Annotated in this window: 1 tRNA gene and 2 rRNA genes (1 of these 3 cut by a window edge); all 3 read left to right on the top strand. The window is 53.7% G+C overall.

What is annotated here, in order from left to right:
- A 23S ribosomal RNA gene (locus tag ACX93L_RS21665) occupies positions 1-1961 on the top strand (it extends 838 nt beyond the left edge of the window).
- A 99-nt stretch (positions 1962-2060) separates the two neighbouring features.
- Positions 2061-2175 (top strand): 5S ribosomal RNA (gene rrf / locus ACX93L_RS21660).
- A 149-nt stretch (positions 2176-2324) separates the two neighbouring features.
- Positions 2325-2401: transfer RNA gene (locus ACX93L_RS21655), tRNA-Met, on the top strand.
- Positions 2402-2500 lie beyond the last annotated feature (99 nt).

The raw sequence follows: 2500 nt of genomic DNA, 5'->3' as shown, positions 1-2500 counted from the left end.
AATAGCTGGTTCTCCGCGAAATCTATTTAGGTAGAGCGTCGACCGAATACCCTCGGGGGTAGAGCACTGGATGGGCTATGGGGACTCACCGTCTTACTGATCCTAACCAAACTCCGAATACCGAGGAGTACTAGTCGGCAGACACACGGCGGGTGCTAACGTCCGTCGTGAAAAGGGCAACAACCCTGACCTCCAGCTAAGGTCCCCAAGTCATGGCTAAGTGGGAAAGGATGTGAGGATCCCAAAACAACCAGGATGTTGGCTTAGAAGCAGCCATCATTTAAAGAAAGCGTAACAGCTCACTGGTCTAAATAAGGGTCTTTGCGCCGAAAATGTAACGGGGCTAAAGCCATGCACCGAAGCTGAGGATGTATCGCAAGATACGTGGTAGCGGAGCGTTCCCTAAGCCGTTGAAGCGGGACCCGTGAGGGCCCGTGGAGGTATGGGAAGTGCGAATGTTGACATGAGTAACGATAAAGGGAGTGAGAGACTCCCTCGCCGAAAGACCAAGGGTTCCTGCTTAAAGTTAATCTGAGCAGGGTTAGCCGGCCCCTAAGATGAGGCAGAAATGCGTAGTCGATGGGAACCACGTTAATATTCGTGGGCCTGGTGGTAGTGACGGATCGCGTAACTTGTTCGGACTTATTGGATTGTCCGGGCGGGGAAGCGGTTCCAGGAAATAGCTCCACCCTATAGACCGTACCCGAAACCGACACAGGTGGTCAGGTAGAGTATACCAAGGCGCTTGAGAGAACTATGCTGAAGGAACTCGGCAAATTGCACGCGTAACTTCGGAAGAAGCGTGACCCTTATATACGCAAGTATGTGAGGGTGGCACAGACCAGGGGGTAGCGACTGTTTATCAAAAACACAGGGCTCTGCGAAGTCGCAAGACGACGTATAGGGTCTGACGCCTGCCCGGTGCTGGAAGGTTAAGAGGAGAGGTGCAAGCTTTGAATCGAAGCCCCAGTAAACGGCGGCCGTAACTATAACGGTCCTAAGGTAGCGAAATTCCTTGTCGGGTAAGTTCCGACCTGCACGAATGGCGTAACGACTTCCCCGCTGTCTCCAGCATAGACTCAGTGAAATTGAATTCCCCGTGAAGATGCGGGGTTCCTGCGGTTAGACGGAAAGACCCCGTGCACCTTTACTATAGCTTTACACTGGCATTCGTGTCGGCATGTGTAGGATAGGTGGTAGGCTTTGAAGCAGGGACGCCAGTTTCTGTGGAGCCATCCTTGAAATACCACCCTTATCGTCATGGATGTCTAACCGCGATCCGTTATCCGGATCCGGGACAGTGTATGGTGGGTAGTTTGACTGGGGCGGTCGCCTCCGAAAGAGTAACGGAGGCGCGCGATGGTGGGCTCAGACCGGTCGGAAATCGGTCGTCGAGTGCAATGGCATAAGCCCGCCTGACTGCGAGACTGACAAGTCGAGCAGAGACGAAAGTCGGTCATAGTGATCCGGTGGTCCCGTGTGGAAGGGCCATCGCTCAACGGATAAAAGGTACGCCGGGGATAACAGGCTGATGACCCCCAAGAGTCCATATCGACGGGGTTGTTTGGCACCTCGATGTCGGCTCATCGCATCCTGGGGCTGGAGCAGGTCCCAAGGGTTTGGCTGTTCGCCAATTAAAGCGGTACGTGAGCTGGGTTCAGAACGTCGTGAGACAGTTCGGTCCCTATCTGCCGTGGGTGTAGGAATATTGACAGGATCTGTCCCTAGTACGAGAGGACCGGGATGGACATATCTCTGGTGGACCTGTTGTCGTGCCAACGGCATAGCAGGGTAGCTATATATGGAAGGGATAACCGCTGAAGGCATCTAAGCGGGAAACCCACCTGAAAACGAGTATTCCCTATCAGAGCCGTGGAAGACGACCACGTTGATAGGACGGGTGTGGAAGCGCAGTAATGCGTGAAGCTTACCGTTACTAATAGCTCGATTGGCTTGATTGTTCTCATTGCTTATGCTCATCGATGAAATCGATGTTGCCTGACGTGTTCAAAAAAAAAGAGGTTCGCCTCACCAGCTTCTCAAAATTTGCCCTTAGCCGACCTGGTGGTTATTGCGGGGCGGCCGCACCCGTTCCCATTCCGAACACGGCCGTGAAACGCCCCAGCGCCAATGGTACTTCGTCTCAAGACGCGGGAGAGTAGGTCGCTGCCAGGTCTGCTAAAGGCAAATTCAATCTTCTCGACACAACCGTCGGCCCCGCCGAACTCCCAAAGGGCCGCCAAAAGCGGTCCTTTTGTCTTCAAGCAGGCAAAACACGCAGAACAGACAAAATCACGTGGACAAAAAACCACGAAACTTGGTGACGCGGGGTGGAGCAGCCCGGTAGCTCGTCAGGCTCATAACCTGAAGGCCGCAGGTTCAAATCCTGCCCCCGCAACCAACGAAACTTGTAAGTTCTCCCATTCCCGAAACTTCTGCAAAAGCTCCTCAGCATAACCCGCGAGGAGCTTTTTGCGTTTGGCAGCCATGTCGATGCTCG

The sequence above is a fragment of the Rhizobium sp. CAU 1783 genome, assembly GCF_054551725.1.
This window is presented reverse-complemented; position numbering and strand designations above follow the sequence as displayed.